The sequence below is a fragment of the Roseateles sp. P5_D6 genome (assembly GCF_054049415.1).
The window spans coordinates 187,455-207,924 of the sequence record NZ_JBFUMK010000004.1 but is presented as its reverse complement, the minus strand read 5'-3'; the positions used below and the strand labels follow the sequence as shown (position 1 = coordinate 207,924).

The following is a 20,470-nucleotide window of genomic DNA, read 5'->3' as shown; positions in this document are numbered from 1 at the left end:
TTGCATGCCGGCCGCACCTAGCCGGCCGTGTCTGCAGCGTGATGCTTTGCTTGGCCTTTTGCTAACTGACGGGAAATAGGCACATCGTTTCGTGCCCTATTGCACGGATAGACTGATTAGCAAATATCAGCCGAAAAGTGCGAGTGAAAAAACTGAACAGGAAATTGCCGAGCTGGTGGGGTGCAATGGTTGCAGCGGCGCTGCTGAGCGCATGTGGCGGCGGTGGTGGGAGCGGCGGCGAGCCTCCCACACCGCCGACCCCCTTGCCAGATACCCTCAGCGTCACGGCACCGGCGACGGCCGAGTCGACCAGTGAGCTCCAGTTTGGCAGCAGCGCGCCCTCGACGGCGGGCCTCAGCTTTGGTTGGGATTTCGGTGACGGCAAGACCAGCACCGAGACCAGTCCGAAGCATCAGTACGCCAAGGGTGGCGATTACGACGTCAAGCTCACGGTGAGCAACGCTGCAGGCGCCTCAAAGACGGAGGCCGTCCGCGTCAGCATCACCAACCTGAACAACGTCAGGGGCCTGCAATGCTCCAAGTCAGGCGATGGCGGCTGGTGCTGGCAGCAGCCGTTACCGCATGGCAATGTGCACACCGACAGCTTCTTTGCATCCAAGACCACGCTGTTCGTAACGGGAGAGCATGGCGAGCTGTCCCGGAGCACGGATGGCGGCGTCACCTGGTCGATTGAGGCCAGCGGTTCCACGAAAGCGCTGAGGGCCGTCAGTTTCGTTTCGGCGAAGCACGGCTGGGTCATGGGTGACGATCCCTCGTTGCTCCGCACGACCGATGGTGGGGTGACATGGAGCCGTACGGCTCCCGTGCCCGTTGCACTGCAAGCCGGCTTTGGCGGGCGGCTGGTGGCTGTTGACGACCAGATCGCTATCGTCGGCACCACGGGCCTGCACACGACCGATGGGGGCGCAACCTGGGCGCGGCACGATTTTTTTCTCAGCGACATTTCGTCGCGCGGGACGTTCTGGGGTTTCTCCGGTACCGAGTTGAGACGCTCCACGGACTTCGGACGGACCAGCACGGTGGTGCTCGACCTGTTGGCTCATGGCAATGGCGGTAGCGCGTTCTTCAACCTGGTCGACGACCAGACCATGGCTGCCGGATGGGCGTTGTCGACGTTCGACCCGGCCACGGTGAGCTGGGTAGCAACCTATACGCTCCTACTGAGCTTTGACGGCGGCGACAGCTGGCGCCGCGTCGACCCGAGCACCCTGGATGGCAACGCGATGCCGTCAAGCGACGGGCTGCGCATCATCCGGGCGAGTGCTGCGGATCGGGTGCTGCTCGCCAGCCTCCGTGATCAGCTGATCTCCAGCAGTGACGGCGGAACGCACTGGAGCACCGTGCGGCTGCCTGCGCTGAGCGCCGCCACCGGCGAGGGAGCCCTGGCCGTCGGCACCACGGTGCTGGTGCCGTCACGGGGCCCCCTTATCTGGCGGCCATCCGAATTGGGAGGCGAGTACGCAGAACGCGGTCTGGCCTGGAGCGGTGACGGAGGGCAAACGTGGTCCTCCGCATCGGTGGAGGGCCTCAGCAAACCCACCTATGCGGCCTTCAAGCGCCTTCGTCAGGTCGATGGCAACGTCTTCAGCATGCAGGACAGCACCGGGCGCGCCTTCCTGTCGACCGACGGAGGACGCAACTGGACGATCGCGGTCGACGCCGCTCTGCTGCGCAACGACCTTCCCTCGTCGCCCTGGTTTGGCGAGTACTCCATGAAACTCGCCTTCCTCGACGCCAAGCGCGGCCTTGGTCTGGATGCGACGGGCCAACTGCGCCAGACGAGCGACGGCGGGCGAACCTGGACGACCAAGCCGAGCACGGGCCTGCCCTCCACGGCCACCAACACGGCGCTGCGCTTCGTCGACGACAAGATCGGCTGGATGCTGCAGAGCGACGGCCGCCTGTACAAGACGTCGGATGGCGGCGCCACATGGCGTGATGGCCAGCTAGTTCATGGGGGCCTGGTGCGATTCGACTTCGTCGACGCCAACCGTGGCTGGGGCGAGCCGACCGATCGGCGCGGGCTGGTGTTTACCCGCGATGGCGGCCAGACGTGGATGACCCTGTCACCGCCGCAGACGGTGAGCGTAGGTGGGCTGTTCTTCGGAGACGGGCGACAGATCGTCATCTATGGACGTGGCACGTTGCTGGCAAGTACGGTGGACGATGGCCAGACCTGGACGGTTCTCGCGCCCAACGTTGAATCGCCGTTCAACACGCGCAGCAAAGTCATCGCGAGCGATGCCAAGACCTGGTGGTCCGCGCAAACCTTCGGCTTGTACCGTTCGGACGACGCTGGCGCCACCTGGACCGAGGTGACGGGCGTCAGCGGGCAGTTCGCTGACATTGCGTTCGCCGATGCCAACAACGGATGGGCGGTGGGCCGTGGAGGCATGGTTGTTGCCACCACGGATGGCGGCAAGACGTGGGTCAGACAGCCCACACAAGCAGACCGCGACCTGTGGCGCATCCAGACCGTGGACAGCAAGACGGCCTGGATCGAAGGTGAGGCGGGGACGGTGCTGGCTACCGGCAACGGGGGGCGTTAGTGCGCCGGCCCCGGTGCGCTGTGGCGGAACGCGCCGACCAGGCGCGGCTCACGCTACCAGCCACCCCGCCAACTTCTCCGCAATCATCAATGTCGGCGAATTCGTGTTCCCGCTCTTGATCGTCGGCATCACGCTCGCATCCGCGATGCGCAGCCCGCGCACGCGCAGCCGTGAGTCGACCACCGCACCGGGGTCGTCCTTGCGGCCCATGCGGCAGGTGCCCACGGGCTAGATGGTTGTTGATATCGCGCGCCAGTTCCTCGTCGGTCTGGTACTACGGCCGCCGCCAGCGTCAGCTGCTGCAGCGCAAGACTGAGGCCCGGGCACCCCAACATGGCTTGCGTCGATCGGCGCATGACTTCCTATCTGGGCGGTGCTGCATTCATGACCGAACCGTCGATGTGTAACGGTCACCCGGCGCTGCCGGAAGCGCCACTTGTTCACAACGCGTCGCTGCGATTTCAAATACATTCTTTTTCACTGATGACAAAGGCACACCCGAGCGAAAGCCGGGGTCGCAAAGCTTCCGGTCTAAGGCCCGCCTGGCGGGTTACGACAGCGGGGTTGCCAAGGACAAGCCGCCGGCAGGTCGCCGTCGACATGGCAGCTCTTCCGTCGCCGGGATGCGGCGCGACGCCCGACCGGGCGTGTGCGTAGGAATCAGCGCAACAACGAAAGCTGTCCATGAAGTCCACCACGCTCCCTCTTCGATTCGTAGTTCTGATCGAGTGGCGCCTGCACGCGGCGCTTGCGCTGCTGCTGACGCTGGCTGCATTGCTGTGGCCTGCACTGGCGCAAGCAGCGCCGCGCGACAAGATTGCCGCCGATCTGCGCCAGGCCGTCGATTCGGCCGCTGCGCCTCGCCAGCGCTGGCAACAGGAACTGGCTGGTCGCCGCTACGTGCACACCCTGGTCGTCAGCGACGGGCGGGACGCCGAGCTGGTCGAGCTCCGCCGCGCGGTCGTGGCGGCGGGAGGCACCGTCTACTGGCGCTACCAGTCGGTGCCGGCGCTTTTCGTGACCTTGCCCGTTGACAAGGTTGACGCGCTCGCTGCGCGGCCGGACGTGCAGAGCATCTCGCCGAACCGGCGCGCGGCCCGCACGTTCAGCCTGACCGAGGCCTCCACCGGCGCAGCCGACGTGCGTGCCGCCACGATCGGCGCGGCGCGGGGCCTGGACGGCTCGGGCGTCGCCATCGCCGTGCTGGATTCGGGCATCGCTGGGAACCACACCGCGTTCACCGATGGCCAGCGCTCGCGGGTCGCACGCGCCGTCGACTTTGAGAAGGTGACGCAAGGCGGCGCGGGCCGCGCCTGGCAGCCCGGCGTCGACCGATCCGACGCGGCGCTCGATGAACGCCCCCAAGCGGCGGGCGGGGCGGATGCATATGGCCACGGCACGCATGTCGCGGGCGTCGCCGCAGGCCGCTCGACGTCGCGTCTGCCCGAGTCGAGCGGCATCGCCACCCAGGCCTCGCTGGTCGACGTCAAGGTGCTTGACAGCCGCGGCGAAGGCGAGCTGAGCGATGTGCTGGCCGGGATCGACTGGGTCATCGCGCATGCGAAGCAGCAAAACATCCGCGTGCTCAACGTGAGCCTTGCCGCCGATTCGACCGAGTCGTATCGGACCGACCCGCTGTGCGGCGCTCTGCGCGGCGCGAGCGCAGCCGGCCTCGTGGTGGTCGTTGCCGCCGGCAACTACGGCACGGACGCTTCCGGCCAGGAGCGCTACGGCACGATCAGCTCGCCGGGCAACGAGCCCTCGGTCATCACCGTGGGGTCGGCCAACACGCAGGCGACGGCCTCGCGCAGCGACGACGCAGTCAACCATTTCAGTTCCCGCGGGCCCACCCGCGGCGGCCTGTTCCTGCCCGACGGGCGCCGCGTCGCCGACAACCTGCTCAAGCCGGACCTGGTGGCTCCGGGCAATCGCATCGTCGGCCCGATGGCGGCCGGCAGCACGCTCGCCACGGACTTCCCCTCGCTGTCGGCGCCCTATGGCGGCACGGCGCAGCCGCGGGGCCGCGAGCTGATGGACCTGAGCGGCACTTCGGTCGCTGCGCCGGTGGTGTCCGGTACCGTGGCCCTGATGTTGCAGGCCAACCCCGGCCTGACGCCCCCGTTGGTGAAGGCGATCCTGCAGTACACCGCGCAGGCCCTGCCGGGCGCCAACCTGCTGCAGCAGGGCGCGGGCCTGTTGAACGTCGACGGCGCGGTGCGGCTGGCCGGTGCGCTGCGCAGCGATCTCGCCACGGTCATCGCCAGCGGCCGCATCGCGGCGGGTGCGCCGCTGCTGGCGCCGGGCCAGGTGATGCCCGCGCCGGTGTCGATCATCGGCGGTCAGTCGGTGCCCTGGAGTCGCATCATCTTCGCCGGCGGGCGCCACCTCTACAGCGGCAGCGCGCTTTTCACCCGCTACCAGCCGGTGTACGACCCGGGCCTGTTCTGGGTGGGCGGCAGCGCGACGCGCGTTACTGTCCAGATCCGCCCCGGCGCGGCGCTGTCGACGATCACGGCGTCTCCCGTGCCGACGGGGCAGCGCTTCCTGACCGACGGCGTCATCACGCTGAATTCGCTGGTCGGCCGCAGTTCGCTGCTGGGTCGCACGGGCGTCTTCGTCCCCACCGCGACGCTTTCCGGCTGGCTGGCATCGGGCAGCGGTGTGGTGCTCAGCGAAGGCGTCGTCCTCAGTGAGGGTGTGGTCCTCAGCGAAGGGGTCGTCCTCAGCGAAGGCGTGGTGCTGAGCGAAGGCGTGGTGCTCAGCGAGGGTGTCGTGCTGAGCGAGGGCGTGGTGCTCAGCGAGGGTGTCGTGCTCAGCGAAGTTGCCCGCACCGGCGAACGATGATGGTTGCTGCAGGCGCCGAGCCCGGAGTGAGCTGGCCTCGGCGCGTCCATCAGGCACTGATGCCGGACTACAACCGCAAGGCGGCGGTGTATTGGTGGGCGGTGGTCTGCATCGGTGTGGTGGTGCTCGCGCACTCGTTGCGCCACGTTGTGAGCCTTTCGCCGGATGCCTGGTTGCGCGTGGTGGGCGGCACGCTGCTGGCGATGCTGGCCGGGCTGGTGCCGGTGCGGATTCCGCGTTCAACGAACTCGTTCACCGCTGGCGAGATCTTCATCTTCCTGCTGCTGCTGCTGAACGGGCCGGAGGCCGCGGCCGTGGCGTCGGCAGCGGAAGCGCTGGTCGGCGCCTGGCGCACCTCCAAGCGCTGGACCAGCCGCATCGCCAGCCCCGCGATGGCGGCCATTGCCATGTTCAGCGCCGGCACGGTGCTGCACGTGGCACTGGGCGAACTGCGTAGCCATCAGCTGGAGAGCGACAGCCTGATCCTGCTGGGCGCGATCCTGTTTGCGCTCGCCTACTTCGTGCTGAACACCGTGATGGCCACGGCCGTGCCACGGCTCAAGCGCAACGAGCCGCTGTCGGTCCGGGCATTCGTCGACGCATTCGGCTGGCTTGGCATCGCCTACGCGGGCAACGCCTCGGTGGCGACATTGCTGTTCCTCAGCTTCCGGCAGTCGGGCATCGTCGTCGTCGTCGCGGCCACGCCGATCATCGTGATCCTGCTGACGACCGGCCACTTCTTCTTTCGCCGCGAGGAAGCGGCCGAAGCGGTGCGCAAGGCGCGCGAGCAGCAATTGGCGCAGAAGCAGGCGCTGGAGAACGCGCGCCAGTCGGGCATGGCCGAGATCGCCACCAACGTGCTGCACAACGTCGGCAATGTGCTCAACAGCGTCAATGTGTCGGCCGAGTTGATCAGTGGCAAGGTCCGCGGTTCGGAGGCCGCAGGGCTGGCCCGCGCGGTGGCGCTGCTGGACGCGCATGCGCAGGACCTGGGCGACTACCTCACCCGCGACGCGCGCGGGCGGCTGCTGCCAGGCTATCTGAAGCAACTCTCGGTGGCGGTGGCCGAGGAGCGCCAGCAGATCCTTGACGAGCTGGCGGCGCTGACGCGCAGCGTGCGCCACATCAAGGAAATCGTGGCGACGCAGCAGTCCTACGCCGGCGCGTCCAGCATGGTCGAATCGACCCGCATCACCGACTTGATCGAGGATGCGCTGCGCATCGATACCGGCGGCATCGGCCCTCTGCGCGTGGAGCGCGAGTTCGAGGATGTGCCGGCATTGATGCTGGACAAGCACCGCACGCTGCTGATCCTGGTGAACCTGATTGGCAACGCGCGCCATGCGGTGCTGCAGGCGCCGCCCGACGTCGGGCAATGCATCGTGGTGCGGGTACGGGCGGTTGAAGGGGATCGCCTCCAGGTGGCTGTTGCCGACAACGGTTGCGGCATCGCGCCGGAGAATCTCACGCGCATCTTCGCGCACGGGTTCACGACCAAGCAGGACGGCCACGGTTTTGGCCTTCACAGTTGCGTATTGGCAGCTCAGGAGATGGGCGGTACGCTGACTGCCCACAGTGACGGCCCCGGAACCGGGGCCACCTTCACGCTTGAACTACCGCTGACCGCTGCCACGGACACCCAGGCATGAACTCCTTCGAGAACCGTCGCGTCCTGCTGGTCGACGACATGCCGACGATCCATGCGGACTTCCGCAAGATCCTCGCGCCCGAACTCGGCGCCGCGTCGGCGCTGGAAGCCGCCAAGGCGGCATTGTTCGGCGACGAAATCACCGCAGCCGCCCAGCCCTTCGAGCTCGACTCGGCCTACCAGGGCCAGGAAGGCCTGGCCCGCGTGGTCGAGGCGCTGGCGCAGGGCCGGCCCTATGCGGTGGCCTTCGTCGACATGCGCATGCCGCCCGGGTGGGATGGCGTGGAGACGGTCGAGCGCCTTTGGCAAGCCGACCCGAGGCTGCAGGTGGTCTTCTGCACCGCCTACTCCGACGCCTCATGGGAGGAGGTGCTGCAGCGCCTGGACACCCGCGGCCGGCTGCTCATCCTGAAGAAGCCCTTCGACAACATCGAGGTGAGCCAGCTGGCCAACGCGCTGGCTGCGAAATGGCAGGCCACGCAGCAGGCTGCCGCGCAGATCGATCAACTTGAAGCCGCGGTGGCCGCGCGTACCACCCAGCTGACGCAGGCGAACGCGGCGCTGCAGGCGGAAATCACGGAGCGCAAGCAGCTGGAGACCCAGCTGGTGCAATCGCAGAGCCTGGCGTCCATCGGGCAGCTCGCCGCCGGGGTGGCGCACGAGATCAACAACCCGATTGGCTATGTCTTTGCGAACCACGGCACGCTGGATACCTACCGGGAACAGTTGTTCGGGCTGCTCGGCGCCTACCGCGCGGCCGAGGACCAGCTGCCCGCGAGCCTGGCCGCATCGCTTGCAGCACAGCGGGAGCAGGTGGGCCTGGACTATCTGCACGACGATATGCCGGCGCTGATCCAGGAGTCGCGCGAGGGCCTGATGCGGGTTCGCCAGATCGTGCAGGATCTGAAGGATTTCTCACGCGTCGACGCCGGGCAGGAATGGCAGCGCGTCGACCTGCACGCGGGCATCGAATCCACGCTCAACCTGGTCGCTGGCGAAGTGCAGCACAAGGCCGACCTGGTGCGGGAGTTCGGCCGGTTGCCGGACGTCGACTGCATGCCGTCGCAGATCAACCAGGTGGTACTGAACCTGGTCGTCAACGCAGCCCATGCGATCGATAGCGGGGTGCGCGGCACGATCACGCTTCGAACCGGTTGTGAAGGCGACGCGCATGTGTGGCTGGAAGTGGCCGACACGGGCTGCGGCATGCCGCAAGAAGTGCTCGGGCGCATCTTCGAGCCCTTCTACACCACCAAGCCGGTCGGCCAGGGCAGAGGGCTCGGGCTGTCCTTGTCCTACGGCATCGTGCAAAAGCACGCCGGGCGCATCGACGTGCACAGCCAGGTCGGCAGCGGCACGACGTTCCGCGTCACGCTGCCGGTGCGGCGAGCCGAGGCGACGCCGGGCTGAGCGCGGTGACTGGGGCCCAGGTCGGTGCGCCGAATGGCTACTGCGCCAACCACCCCGCCAGCTTTTCCGCAATCATCAATGTCGGCGAATTCGTATTGCCGCTCGTGATCGTCGGCATCACGCTGGCATCCGCGATGCGCAAGCCGCTCACGCCGCGCACGCGCAGCCGCGAGTCGACCACCGCGCCGGGGTCGTCCTTGCGGCCCATGCGGCAGGTGCCCACGGGGTGGAAGATGGTCGTCGCGATGTCGCCGGCCAGCCGCGCCAGTTCCTCGTCGGTCTGGAACTGCGGGCCCGGCTTGTATTCCTCGGGCTTGAAGCCGGCCAGCGCAGGTTGGGACACGATGCGGCGCGTCAGCTTCAGGCTTTCGGCCGCGACGTGCCGGTCCGCCTCGGTGGACAGGTAGTTGGGCCGGATGGCCGGCGCCACCGTCGCGTCGGGCGAGGTGGCGAGCACCGTGCCGCGGCTGGTCGGGTTGAGGTTGCAGACGCTGGCCGTGAAGGCGTTGAAGCCGTGCAGCGGTTCGCCGAAGGCATCCAGCGACAGCGGCTGCACGTGGTATTCCAGGTCGGGCCAGACCTTGTCGGGGTGGCTGCGCGTGAAGGCGCCGAGCTGGCTGGGCGCCATGCTCATCGGGCCGCTGCGGCGCAGCGCGTACTCCAGGCCGATCATGGCCTTGCCGAGCAGCGAGGCCGAGCGCGTGTTCAGCGTCTTCGCGCCGTCCACCTTGTAGACGGCACGGATCTGCAGATGGTCCTGCAGATTGGCGCCCACTCCCGGCAGGTGCTGCTCGACCGTCAGCCCCAGGCTCTGCAGCAGGTCGGCCGGGCCGAGGCCGCTGAGCTGCAGGATCTGCGGCGAGCCGATGGCGCCAGCGGCCAGGATGACCTCGCCGCCGACGTTGAGCCAGGGCTGTTCGACGCCATGAGGTGTCAGCACCTCGACGCCGCTGCAGCGCAGGCCCGTGTCATCCTTGAGCAGGCGCAGCTTGCGCACCTGGGCGCCCGTCCACAGCTCGAAGTTGGGTCGCCCAAAGGTGGTCGGCCGCAGAAAGGCCTTGGCCGTGTTCCAGCGCCAGCCCTTCTTCTGGTTGACCTCGAAATAGCCCACACCCTCGTTGTTGCCGGCGTTGAAGTCGCTCGTGGCCGGGATGCCGGCTTGGGCGGCGGCGGCGGCAAAGGCGTCGAGGATGGGCCAGCGCAGGCGCTGTTGCTCGACCCGCCACTCGCCCTTGTGGCCGTGCACGGCGGCAAAACCCTCGGGTGCGGTCTTGGGCGTGTCCAACCGCCAGTGGTTCTCGTGCTTGCGAAAGGCGCGCAGCACGCGCTCCCAGCGCCAGGTGTCATCATCTGTCGTCTCGGCCCAGTGCTCATAGTCGCGGCTCTGGCCACGCATATAGATCATGCCGTTGATGCTGGAGCTGCCGCCCAGCACCTTGCCACGCGGGTAGCGCAGGCTGCGCCCGTTCAGCCCGGCCTCGGCCTCGGTGTTGAAGCACCAGTCGGTGCGCGGGTTGCCGATGCAGTAGAGGTAGCCGACGGGGATGTGGATCCAGTGGTAGTCGTCCTTGCCGCCGGCCTCGATGAGCAGGATGCGCTTCTCCGGGTTGGCGCTGAGCCGGTTCGCGAGCAGGCAGCCGGCGGTGCCGGCGCCCACGATGATGTAGTCGAAACCTTGTCGGGACATTGAGCGCTAACGGGGCGTGCTTGGGGGGTGAGATGCAGCCCCTAGCGTAAATCACTCGGCGGCGGCGCTGCCCAGGCGATACCAGTCAAGCTTGCGCGTGAGTGTCATGACCGCGGCCAGCACGGCGAACAGCAGCACGGCGCCGATCACCAGGGCCGTCTGCTCGCGGCTCAGCAGCACATACAGCGCGCCGTACAACAGCGCGATGCCGCCGCCGAACGCCGCGCCGCGCAGCCAGCCACCCAGCATGGCCGCGGCGTACTGCGTCAGCACCAGGGCCGCCGCGCCGGCTGCGATCAGATAGGCGACCAGGAAGGGCAGATGCTCCGACAGGCTCAGCAACAGCAGGAAGAACAGGCTCAGCGCCAGGCCGACCAGCAGGTACTGCACCGGGTGCACGCGCCGGCCCGTCAGCAGTTCGGTCAGGCCGACGGTGACGAAGGTTAGCGCGATGAACATCAGGCCGTACTTGATGGCACGGTCGCTCATGACGTAGGGGTTCACGGGGTCGATCAGCTCGACGGCGAGGACGTCCAGGCCACCCCCCTTGACCACCTTGCCGCCGTCGGGGTAGGGCGCCTCCAGCGCGCCACCACCCGAGAGGTCGGGCAAGGCATGGCCGGCCTGCACATCGGCTACCGCCGTGCTGGCCAGCGACGAGACCTGCCAGCGCGCGGAGAAGCCGCTGACGCCGATCTGGTGCTCGATGGGCAGGAACTGGCCAGTGAAGCTGGGGTGCGGCCAGCTCGATTGCAAGGCGACGTGGGTATCGCCGGCGGCAGGCACGATGCCCAGGCGCTGGCTGCCGACGAGGCTGAGTTTCAGCGAAAGCACCAAGGGCTCGTCCGTGTGAAGTTCGGCCAGCGTCGCATGCAAGCCACCGTGAAGGGTCGGGTGTGCGCTGCCGGGCAGGACGGCCAGGGTCCCGCCATCCCGCTTCAATTCGGCGGTGCGGATGCCGCGTGGGTCGCTTAGCGCGATGACCACGGTGGGGTCGCCGCAGCTCAGCCGCCCGTTCGGGTGTTCGGCTCGCGGAGCCAATGCGGTGAGCCGTTCCCAGCGCGCCTCCACGTTCAGCTGGGCGAGGTAGGTGTTCACCTTGAAGAGACCGCGGTGCCGCACTTCCGGGCTCACGCCGCCGTCGATCTTCAACGTGGTTGGCGATGCCATCAGCTGGAAGTCACGCGTTTCGATGGAGTCCTTCTTCTTGTCCACGCCCGGCACGACCCAGCTTTCCTTGCAGTCGCGCACGAGTAGCGGCCCGGCGAAGGCCTGCGGGCCGGCAAGCGACTGCTCGACGCTCTGCGCGGCCTCGCGCTGTCGCCATTGGCGCTCGTGCACGAGCCCGCCGATCTGGGTGAGCACGATGCACAGCACGGCGGTGATGACGGCCAGGATGGCCAGCTTGGAGAAGGTGGGGTTGAGCTTCATGCCCGCCAGCATCGCCAGCGGCGGTGAGGAGGCGACGAAGTGCGTGAAGTCTGTGTGAAGTCAGCGAGGCAGCACGAGCGTCACCCGCAACCCCGGTTCCGCCGCCTCGAAGGCCAGCCCGCCGCCGTGCAGCTCCGCCACGCGCCGTGCAATCGCCAGGCCCAGGCCCGAACCCTTGACCAAGCTGCCCGGCCGCGCCGTCGAGAAGAAGCGTTTGCCCAGCTGTGAAAAAGCCGCCGCCGGCACGCCCGGGCCGTGGTCGCGCAGCGCCAGGCGTGCGGTCACCGGTGTCGTGGTGACGGCCAGTTCGAGCGTCGAGCCCGCCGGAGCGAAGTCGATGGCGTTGACCAGCAGATTGCCCAGGGCCAGCTCCAGCAGCGCCGTGTCCACTTTGACGATCGCTTCCTCGCGCGCCGTCCAGGTGACGTTCACGCCTTTCTGCGCAAGGCGTGACGCCTGCCGCTCGAGCTGGCCTTCGGCCCAGTCGGCCAAGGTGATCTGCTGGCGCTCGCCCGGCCCGACCTGGGCCTCCAGCTGCGACAGTGCCAGCACGCGCTCCACCAGCGTCTGCAGCCGCGCGGTCTGGTCCAGCACCTGGGCGGCGAAGCGCTGGCGGTCGGCGGCGGGCAGCTCGTCCTGCAGCAGCTCGCCGCTGGCGCGCAGCGCGGCCAGCGGGCTCTTCAGTTCATGCGTCAGTGCGCGCACGTCGTGTTCGAGCTGCTCACGGCCTTCGAGGCGGCGGCGCATGTCGTCCATGGCATGGGCGAGATCGCCCAATTCACCTGGCATGGCCGGCGGCGCAATGGCCTGGCCAGCCTGGGCCTGCTGGGCATAGCGGCGCAGCCGCCGCACCGAGGCGACCAGCCACAGCGTCACCGTCACGCCGACGATGAGGCTGGCGGCCAGCAGTGCGGCGCCAGCCCAGAACACGCGGCGCTCGGCGCGGTCGATGAAGCGCTGCACGCTGGCCACCGGCTTGGCGACGCTGACGACGCCCAGCGTGCGGCCGTCCTTGAGGATGGGCGCCGCGACGACGAGGATGGTGCTGCGGTCGTCCGCGGAATAGCGCGTCGAGCGCGCGCCATAGTCGCCGCGCAGCGTCAGCGCCACGTCGCGCCACTGCGAGTAGTCCTGGCCCACGGCCGAGGGCTGGCCGGAGTCGAGCACGACGCGGCCGTGGGCGTCGGTCACATAGATGCGCAGGTCCAGGCTCTGCTTGCGCAAACCCCAGATCGGTACGTCGACCTCGCGTTTCACATAGCGCTGCAGCCGCGCGGCCAGAGGGCTGTCGGGCTTGAGGCCGTTGGCGCCCATCTCATCGGCGGCGGTCTCTGCCATCAGATGGGCGGTGTCCACCATCAGGTCTTCCATGACCTCGCGCACGCTGGGCTTGACCTCGGCCAGGAAGACTTTCAGCAGTAGCACTGCGCTGAGGCCGGCGATCAGGAAGAAGCCGAAGAAGACTCTGAGCCCCAGCCGCACGTCAGGAACTCCGAACAAAGCCACAGAGGCACAGAGACACGGAGAAGCAGGCTTGTCCTCTGTGTCTCTGTGCCTCTGTGGCTGTGTTCATGGGCGGTTGGCGGCTGCTCATGGTTCCAGTGAATAGCCCAGCCCGCGATGCGTCTTGATGGGGTCGCGCGCCGGCGCCGCCTCGCGCAGCTTGGCGCGCAGCGTCTTGATGTGGGTGTCCACGGTGCGATCTGTGCTTTCGGCGCTGCTGCCCCAGACGGCGTCCAGCAGCGCGTCGCGGCTGTGGATGCGCTGCGGGGCGCGCAGCAGATGCGTCAGCAGGCCGAGCTCCAGCTTGGTGAGGTTGAGCGGCACGCCGTCCAGGCTGACTCGCGTACCGTCGACCGTGAAGCCCAGCATTGGCGCGGGCGCGGCCTGGGCGCGGCGCAGCAGGGCGCGCACGCGGGCGACCAGCTCGCGCGGGCTGAAAGGCTTGGCGAGGTAGTCGTCGGCGCCCAGCTCCAGGCCGAGCACGCGATCCATCTCCTCGCTGCGCGCGCTCAGCACGATGACGGGCAGGCGGGAGAGCGGGCCATTGCGCAGCTCTCGGCAAAGGTCCAGGCCGTGGCCGTCGGGCAGGCCGATGTCGAGGATGAGCAGCTCGGGCGCCGGTGCCGCGCGAAGGCGCTCGCGGGCCTCAGCCAGCCAGGCGCAGTGCTCGACGACGAAGCCCTCGCGCCGCAGCGCGAACGCGACGGTGTCCGCAATCGCCGGGTCGTCTTCCAGCAGCAGGATCAAGTGCGCCAACCCTTGGCCAAGCTCGCGACGAGCTGCGCAGCCGAACCCGGCGCACGGTTGACCGGCAGCGCCTGACCGGCCCAGAGGCTGATGAAGTCAGCCTGGCCGGCCCTGGCCGCCGCCTGGCGCATCGGTCGGCTGGCCGCGTTGGGCTGCGGGAAGGCGGGCAGGACGATGCCCTCCAGCTCCCGCGTGACGCGGTTGGCCACGCCGCGCGCCAGGCGGCCGGAGAAGGCGCGCGTCAGCGTCGAATCGGCGTCGCTCGCAGCCAGCAGGGCGGCGCGGTAGGGCGGCGACAGTGGGCATTCGTCGACCAGCAGAAAAGCCGTGCCGACCGTCACTGCGCTGGCGCCCAGCGCCTGCGCCGCCGCAACGCCGCGTGCGTCGGCGATGCCGCCGGCAGCGATGACCGGGACATCCAGCGCGTCGACGAGCTGGGGCACCAGCGCCATCGTGCCGATCAGCGCGCCTTCCGCGCTGCCCAGGAAGCCGCCGCGGTGGCCACCGCCTTCGTAGCCCTGGGCGATGACGGCATCCACGCCGCTGGCCTGCAGCAGCAGGCCTTCCGCCACCTGCGTGGCCGTGCCGAGCACGGTGAAGCCCTGCGCCTTCAACGCCGCCACGCGCGCCACGCCGGGGTCGCCCATGGCGAAGCTGATGACGGCGGGATGCGCGGCGATGGTGGCCTCAAGCTGGGTGTCGAAGTCCTCCTCGAAGCGCTCCGGCCGCGCCGGCGCTGGCAGGCCCAGTTCGGAGTGCCAGGCGGCCAGGCGGGCGAGGTAGGCGTCCAGTGCGCTGTCGTCGCGCAGCCAGGGCTGCGGGCAGAACAGGTTGATGCCGAAGGGCTGGCCGGTGCGCGCGCGGATGTCGGCGGCAATCTCGGTGATGCGTGCCGGCGTCAGATAGGCCGCGCCGAGCTGGCCGAAGCCGCCGCCTGCGCTCACGGCGGCCACCAGCGCGGCGCTGGACGCCTCGCCGGCCATCGGCGCCATCCAGATGGGAGGCAGGTCAAACAGGCTCATGTGGTCACCCCACGGTTCGTGCGGCCAGTACCGGGAAAAGCTTGATGAGGCCGTCGGCCAGCAGCTCCACCGCCAGTGCGGCGAGGATGAGGCCCATCAGCCGCGTCATGATGTTGATGCCGGTCTGGCCCAGCACCTTGGCGATCTTGCTGGACGCGGAGAAGACCACGAAGGTGACGAGGGCGACGACAACGCCATAGCCGCAAAGCACGGCCAGCTCCCACCAGACGCGCGTCTTGTCGGCGTAGATGACCATGGTGGAGATGGTGGCCGGGCCGGTCAGCAGCGGGATGGCCAGCGGCACGACGGCGATGCTGGCGCCGGCGTCGGCCTTGGTGTTGCCCTCCGACACATCCTCCTTGCGCGCCTCGGCCGGCTGGGCGTTGAGCATCTGCAGCGAGCTGATCAGCAGCAGGCAGCCGCCGCCCACCTGGAAGCTGGCCAGCGAGATGCCAAAGAACTCGATGATCTTCAGTCCGAACAGCGCGCTCAAGGCGATGACGATGCCGGCCGTGCTGGCGCTGACGAGGATGGTCTTGCGCCGCTGCGTGCGCGAAAAGGCGGACGTGAAGTGGATGAAGAAGGGCACCACGCCGACCGGATTCACGATGGCCAACAGCGCGACGAGGGGCTTGTAGATGTCCATGGCGACTGATTGTGGCGGGCCCCGATGCTGTCAAGGCCGAAAAACTCAAGCCTCTGCGTGTTCGCGCAGGGTGCGCAGATAGTCCAGCCCTGCCGCGCCGCGGCAACCCCACCAGCTGAGCAGTTCGCCGTCGACCAACTGCACGCGTGCCTGCGGGCACAGCGCCTGCGCCGCGGCGATATGCGCAGCACCGAAGCGATAAGGCTCGGAGCTCAGCAGCACGCGGTCGATGTCGCGAAGCCAGGCTTCATCGCCCGCAAGCGCAGGGTAGCGGCCGGCGCCGTGCTCTCCGCCCAGCACGTCGGGCCAGGTGCGCCAGCCGACTTCGACCAGCAGCGTCGAGACATAGGTGTCGCGCGCCACCGTCATCCATGGGTCGCGCCAGATCAGGTAGAGCACGTTCTCGCCGGGCCAAGCGCGCTCGCGGCAGCGGGCCAGTGCGGCGTTGAACTCGGCCGACAGCGCCGCGGCGCGTTCGTTGACGCCCGGCTGGTCGGCAAAGGCAGCGCGCAACTGCTCGAACAGCGCCAGGTTGTCCTCGGGCCGGCTCGGGTGGGTCACGATGACCTCGGGTACGAACTCCCGCAGCGCTTCGGCGGTTTCCAGCCGGTTCTCGTCCACGTTGACGATGACATGGGTGGGTGCGAGCTTTCTCAGCTTGGCCAGATTCACGTCCTTGGTGCCACCCACCTTGGCAACGGTGGCAACCACCTCGGCGGGGTGGACGCAAAAACCGGTCCGGGCCACCAAGCGATGGCCCAGCCCCAAGGCCACCAGCGTCTCCGTCGCGCTTGGCACGAGCGACGCGATTCGGGGCGACGTCATTCCGCTTCGGTCACTGCCAGATAAACGGCACAGCAGCCGCGCAGCCAGACCAGGGTCGGCAGCACCAGGGCGATGGCGAACACGACGCCGCCGCCGATCAATGCAGCCAGGCCTAGCGCGCCGCCCTGCAGCGGCACGCCACTGGCGCCCAGGCCGCGCGGCCCCAAGCCCATGACGCCGGCCAGCAACTGGTTGGCGGGCAGCTCCACACCCGCGCCGAGGATGGCCAGGCCGGCCACCATCCGCCCGCCGCTGACGACGACGAAGCTGACGGCCGCCGTGGCCAGCGCCGTCATCAGGTAGACGGCGGCCATCAGCAGCGCCGTTTCGGGCAGGCCGTGACGCAGGCGCTCGCGCAAAAAAACCAGCACGCCGGCGCTGCGCCGCCCCGCCCACACCGCTGGCCCCGCCAGAGGTCCGACGAGAACGACCAGGACGAAGCTGATGCCGCCCAGCACCAGCACGCCAGCCGGCAGCACGACGGCCAGCAGAGGCGCGCCGACGACCGGCCAATGCGTCGCCCACAGCAGCCCGGCGAGCACCAGGGCGGCCGCGCCGGCCAGGGCCAGGCAGGCCAACAGGGCGAGCAGCACGCGATGGCCGCTGCGCAGGGCGTCCGAGAGCGCGTCCTGAGGGTCGCGCACGGGCAGGCCGCGCGCCTGGTCCATCAGCATCAGACCCGTCGCATTGACGCTGAAAAAAGCGACAGCCAAGGCCAGCCCCACCCAGAGCGCGCTCAAGAGGCCTTGATCGCGCGCCAAGGCTGACTGGGCCATGGCCAGCAGCAGGCCGGCGGCGCAAAAACCGGCCAGCAGTGCATAGAGGGCGCGCAGATTGCGCGGCGCGTCGACGCTGGCGAGCACGCGGGTGAGGGGAACGAGCAGGCTGGTTGTCATGAATTCGGGTGGGGCGGGGCGATGGTATCGATGACGGGACCGTGATGGCTCCCAGGCGCCAGGGTTTGTGCTAGCTCTGAAAAACAACACTTGCCGGAGTGGCGTTCCGCAATCTCTTTACCCCGCCACCATAATCAATTGCCTGTGTCTGGACGCCGCACCTTCGCTTGAATGGTTCACGTAGGGTTGAAGCTCCACATGGTTTTTTGGTTTTGAGTAGAGAAGGGCTTCCCCATGGGAAACAAGCTTTATGTGGGCAATCTGGCCTACAGCGTGCGTGACGAATCGCTGCAAGAATCGTTCGGTCAATTTGGTACGGTGACCTCCGCGAAGGTCATGATGGACCGCGAGACGGGCCGTTCCAAGGGTTTTGGTTTCGTCGAAATGGGTTCGGACGCTGAGGCGCAAGCAGCCATCAACGGCATGAACGGCCAGGCCCTCGAAGGCCGCGCCATCGTCGTCAACGAGGCTCGTCCTCGTGAAGAGCGTCCGGGCGGCTTCGGCGGCGGCGGTGGCCGTTCCGGCGGTGGCGGCTTCGGTGGTGGTGGCGGCTACGGCGGCGGCGGTGGCCGTTCCGGTGGCGGCGGCTACGGCGGCGGCGGTAGCAGCGGCGGTGGCGGCGGCTACGGTGGTGGTGGCGGCTACGGTGGTGGTGGCGGTGGCCGCTCCGGCGGTGGCGGCGGCTATGGCGGTGGCGGCGGTGGCCGTTCCGGCGGTGGCGGCGGCTACGGTGGTGGTGGCGGTGGCTACGGCGGCGGTGGCCGTTCCGGCGGCTATTGATCCCACAGCCTCGCAAGAGATCTGAGCAAAGCGCCCTTTCGGGCGCTTTGTCTTTTCTGGGGCTGCATCTCTAGAACCCCAGCGTCGCCTTGGCGAAAACCTCGCTGGCGCGCACGGCACCTGGCTGTTCACGAGCCCGGTTCAGGCCCAGGCTGATGATGCGGCTCAGCCCGACACGGTGCTGGAACATCAACGACAGCACCCGCCCCCGGTTGTTCTGCGCAGCCAGATTCGCGCTGGCGTCGTCACGGCGGTTGAAGCGGGTCTGCTGCTGGATGAGCCGCAGGGAATCGCGCGGGCTCAGGTGCAAGACGACCAGACTCTGGGCGCTGCGGTCGGTGAAGGCGCGGTGGCCATCGGGTGCATCGACCCAGGCCAGTCCGAAGCGCTGCTCGAACTCCAGCCACAACCCGGCGGGCAGCGGCAGGCGCATCTGGGCCTGGATCTGGGCTTGCGCGCCCAGGCCCACGCGATCGGCGTCGACGTCCAGGCGCCGGCCCCATTCGACCTCGGCATCCACGTAGTTCAGCAGTTCGCCGGGGTTGGACTCGATGCCGATCAGCAGCGTGCGCGTCGCATGCAGCCGGCCTCCGCTGCGGGCGCGGTGGCTGTCCAGGCCAACATGGCCCCAGACGCCGGTGTTGCGTGCGGCGGCGAACCAGAAGCCTGGCTGGAAGAGGCGGTCGACGACCTGGCCTGCCGCGACGCCGAGCAGCGGATCGGCCAGGGTGCGTGTCTCCTGAACTTTCAGCTGCACCTCGTGGTCGTGCATGTCGATGCCGGCGAACTCCCGTGGCCCCAGGCGCAGATAGCCGAAGGCCGACGCACGTCGAATGCCGCTCTGGTTGACGAAGCCGTTGTCATTGGCAAAGCGCGGGCTGATTTCCTCGATGTTGACGTTGGCCGCCCAGTCGGCATCCCGGTGGCGCCAGGCCGCCCAGGCGCGGTGGCCGCGTTCGCGGCTCACGCGCAGTACCTGGCCGTCGGCGTCCAGGCCCAGCGTCGTATCGGACAGCAGCAGATGGCCGCGCCATTGGTCGCTGTCGCCGGCACGCCAGACAGCGTCGCTGCCGATGACCTGAGTCGTCAGCCCCTTGCCAAAGTCGCGCAGCGACACCAGGCCCGCCAGGCCGAGGTCGCCAAGTTGCGTGCGGCCGCGCGCGAAGCTGGCCTGGGAGCCGCGTGGCTGCACGCCGCTGCGCGTCGCAAAGGCACCGGCGCGCAACACCGTTCCGCCGCCCGCGTCGCGCAGGTGCAGGGCGGTGGCCTCGGCACCCGCGCCGCGCCAGGTGGCGCGCAGGCCCCAGTCGGGGTCGGTGATGGCACGGGTGTAGAAGGCCGCGAGGCTGCGGTTCTCGCCCGACTCATCGGGCTGGGTCGGGCCGACGACGTCGGCGCTCTCCAGGAAGAAGGGGCGCTTCTCGGGCACGCTGAGCGCAAAGCGCGTGTTGCCGGCGAGCTGGGGTGCGTCGAGTTCGACCTGGGAGAAATCGGGGTTGAGCGTTGCGTCCAGCACCCAGTCGGCGCGCGGTCGCCACTTGAACTCGGCGCCCAGCGAGGCCTTGCGCGTGCGGCGGGTGCCGTCCTTGTCATTTCCGTTGCTGCTGCTGCTGCTGTCGCGCGTCGAGCGCAACGTCAGCTCGGGCCGGAAGCCGATGAAGCTGCGTTCGCGCACCTGTTCTACCAGATCGCCCAGGCCATCGAGCGGCTGCAGCTCGGCGATGAAGCTCAGCGCGTCCTTGTTCAGAGCCGGCGAGCTGACGTTGAGCGTACGGTCGTCGCGCGGGATGTTGCGCGCGACCATGATGCGCCAGGGTGCACCGCCGTCGTGTGGGAACCTGAGCGCCGCGATGGGCCAGCGCAGCTCGATGCTGTAGCCGTCGGGCAGGCGGGTCGCGGCGGCGTGGATGTCGAAGTCTGGCGCCGAGTCCTCGGTGTCCTCTTCGGCCGCGAACAGGCCGTCCTCGACGCCGCCGGCCGCACTGACTCGCACGTACTGAGCCGTGCGGCGATGGCCGACGGGGTCGATGAAGACGGAGACGAAGTCCTGGTCGGCCTTGACCTGATCGCGCCGGGCCAGCGGGGCGCGGATGCGGCTGGGTTCGGGGTCCCAGGCGCGGATGCCAAAGATGAGGGCGTCCTCGGTGACGAGAACCTGCACCGTCGTTCGCCAGCGCGCGGCCTGCTTGTCGGCGGGCAGGAACTGCGCAAAGCGCTCGTAAACGGGCGCACGCAGCCAGGCCGCGTCATCCAGCTGCCCGTCAATGACAGGCGTGGCTTCGCCGGCTGCGAGGCGCAGGGCGGTGGGGTGTTGAAGTTCGGGGGTGTTGCCCCAGGCGGGCAGGGCCAGGGCGCAAAGGCCCAGGGCCATGCCCGAGCCGAGAAGGCGAAAAATCATGAATTTCGTCCGAGGTCGGCCGCCGAACGGGGCCGCAGGAATCAATGGGCTGGCGCCGTCAGC

14 protein-coding genes, 1 pseudogene and 1 riboswitch are annotated in these 20,470 nt (G+C 68.6%); of the genes and pseudogenes, 5 read left to right on the top strand and 10 right to left on the bottom strand.

From position 1 onward, the window contains the following. Positions 1-143 precede the first annotated feature (143 nt). On the top strand, positions 144-2,570 hold the full coding sequence (locus tag ACXJKM_RS06770; protein WP_457351167.1) for a YCF48-related protein: 2,427 nt from the start codon (positions 144-146) through the stop codon (positions 2,568-2,570). 48 nt (positions 2,571-2,618) lie between these two features. Here the strand turns inward: ACXJKM_RS06770 and ACXJKM_RS06765 are convergent. After that, positions 2,619-2,798 (bottom strand): annotated as a pseudogene (locus tag ACXJKM_RS06765) (GMC oxidoreductase); the annotation flags it as partial. A 253-nt stretch (positions 2,799-3,051) separates the two neighbouring features. After that, a riboswitch (cyclic di-GMP riboswitch) is annotated at positions 3,052-3,142 on the top strand. A 112-nt stretch (positions 3,143-3,254) separates the two neighbouring features. Here ACXJKM_RS06765 and ACXJKM_RS06760 point away from each other — a divergent pair. From ACXJKM_RS06760 to ACXJKM_RS06750, 3 genes are read left to right on the top strand one after another with little or no spacing between them, the layout of a single operon-like run. Then, complete coding sequence (locus ACXJKM_RS06760) at positions 3,255-5,414, top strand: S8 family serine peptidase (RefSeq protein WP_056191853.1); 2,160 nt, start codon at positions 3,255-3,257, stop codon at positions 5,412-5,414. A 59-nt stretch (positions 5,415-5,473) separates the two neighbouring features. After that, positions 5,474-7,063 carry a sensor histidine kinase gene (locus tag ACXJKM_RS06755; protein WP_235531788.1) on the top strand — a complete coding sequence of 530 codons (1,590 nt, stop codon included), beginning with the start codon at positions 5,474-5,476 and terminating at the stop codon, positions 7,061-7,063. Next, on the top strand, positions 7,060-8,472 hold the full coding sequence (locus ACXJKM_RS06750) for an ATP-binding protein (protein WP_457351165.1): 1,413 nt from the start codon (positions 7,060-7,062) through the stop codon (positions 8,470-8,472). The genes ACXJKM_RS06755 and ACXJKM_RS06750 overlap by 4 nt, the downstream gene beginning before the upstream one ends. Before the next feature lie 37 nt (positions 8,473-8,509). Here the strand turns inward: ACXJKM_RS06750 and ACXJKM_RS06745 are convergent, their stop codons facing one another. The 8 genes from ACXJKM_RS06745 to ACXJKM_RS06710 form a co-directional block, all read right to left on the bottom strand. After that, positions 8,510-10,159, bottom strand: coding sequence for a GMC family oxidoreductase (locus ACXJKM_RS06745; protein WP_457351163.1), 1,650 nt, complete (start codon positions 10,157-10,159; stop codon positions 8,510-8,512). Between the two features lie 51 nt (positions 10,160-10,210). After that, entirely contained in the window at positions 10,211-11,590 is a 1,380-nt protein-coding gene (gene creD / locus ACXJKM_RS06740; RefSeq protein WP_056192615.1) for a cell envelope integrity protein CreD, read from the bottom strand. Positions 11,591-11,650: 60 nt separating this feature from the next. Further along, complete coding sequence (gene creC, locus ACXJKM_RS06735) at positions 11,651-13,072, bottom strand: two-component system sensor histidine kinase CreC (RefSeq protein ID WP_457351161.1); 1,422 nt, start codon at positions 13,070-13,072, stop codon at positions 11,651-11,653. A 108-nt stretch (positions 13,073-13,180) separates the two neighbouring features. Further along, complete coding sequence (creB, locus tag ACXJKM_RS06730; RefSeq protein WP_457351159.1) at positions 13,181-13,849, bottom strand: two-component system response regulator CreB; 669 nt, start codon at positions 13,847-13,849, stop codon at positions 13,181-13,183. Continuing rightward, positions 13,837-14,862, bottom strand: coding sequence for a nitronate monooxygenase (locus tag ACXJKM_RS06725; RefSeq protein ID WP_457351157.1), 1,026 nt, complete (start codon positions 14,860-14,862; stop codon positions 13,837-13,839). The genes creB and ACXJKM_RS06725 overlap by 13 nt, the downstream gene beginning before the upstream one ends. A 4-nt stretch (positions 14,863-14,866) precedes the next feature. Continuing rightward, positions 14,867-15,508, bottom strand: coding sequence for a MarC family protein (locus ACXJKM_RS06720; RefSeq protein ID WP_056191866.1), 642 nt, complete (start codon positions 15,506-15,508; stop codon positions 14,867-14,869). A 45-nt stretch (positions 15,509-15,553) separates the two neighbouring features. Continuing rightward, positions 15,554-16,333 (bottom strand): helical backbone metal receptor, encoded by a 780-nt coding sequence (locus tag ACXJKM_RS06715; RefSeq protein WP_457351155.1) that lies wholly within the window; start codon positions 16,331-16,333, stop codon positions 15,554-15,556. Then, positions 16,330-17,229, bottom strand: a complete 900-nt coding sequence (locus tag ACXJKM_RS06710; RefSeq protein ID WP_056191870.1) for a hypothetical protein — start codon at positions 17,227-17,229, stop codon at positions 16,330-16,332. Before ACXJKM_RS06710 ends, ACXJKM_RS06715 begins: the two co-directional genes overlap by 4 nt. A gap of 234 nt (positions 17,230-17,463) precedes the next feature. Between ACXJKM_RS06710 and ACXJKM_RS06705 the strand changes: the two genes are divergently transcribed. After that, positions 17,464-18,009, top strand: coding sequence for an RNA recognition motif domain-containing protein (locus ACXJKM_RS06705; protein WP_457351153.1), 546 nt, complete (start codon positions 17,464-17,466; stop codon positions 18,007-18,009). 70 nt (positions 18,010-18,079) lie between these two features. Here ACXJKM_RS06705 and ACXJKM_RS06700 read toward each other — a convergent pair whose 3' ends face one another. After that, positions 18,080-20,407 carry a DUF5916 domain-containing protein gene (locus tag ACXJKM_RS06700; RefSeq protein ID WP_457351151.1) on the bottom strand — a complete coding sequence of 776 codons (2,328 nt, stop codon included), beginning with the start codon at positions 20,405-20,407 and terminating at the stop codon, positions 18,080-18,082. Positions 20,408-20,470 lie beyond the last annotated feature (63 nt).